This is a genomic window from Pseudomonas koreensis (genome assembly GCF_036668835.1).
In the GTDB taxonomy this organism is placed as follows: Bacteria; Pseudomonadota; Gammaproteobacteria; order Pseudomonadales; family Pseudomonadaceae; genus Aquipseudomonas; species Aquipseudomonas koreensis_I.
Genome location: NZ_JAZEVW010000061.1, coordinates 1 through 255 on the forward strand (window position 1 = coordinate 1; position 255 = coordinate 255).

At 42.4% G+C, this 255-nt stretch carries 1 tRNA gene; it reads right to left on the reverse strand.

Annotation, left to right across the window (positions count from 1 at the left end):
• Positions 1 to 166 precede the first annotated feature (166 nt).
• Positions 167 to 242 (reverse strand) — tRNA-Ala (locus V6F91_RS27290).
• Positions 243 to 255: the final 13 nt, after the last annotated feature.

Sequence of the window (255 nt, forward strand, 5' to 3'; positions counted from 1 at the left end):
AGAGAACTCACAAATTTTACCTTAGCCTGATCCGTTACCAGTGAAAGTAACGTTCAGTCTATCTTTCTATCACATACCCAAATTTTTAAAGAACGATCTAATCAAAAGACTAGAAATCAATATTCTCTCGGAATATTCATTTCTAAGCTTTCAGAAGCAGTTTATATGGTGGAGCCAAGCGGGATCGAACCGCTGACCTCCTGCGTGCAAGGCAGGCGCTCTCCCAGCTGAGCTATGGCCCCATAACAAAATTGG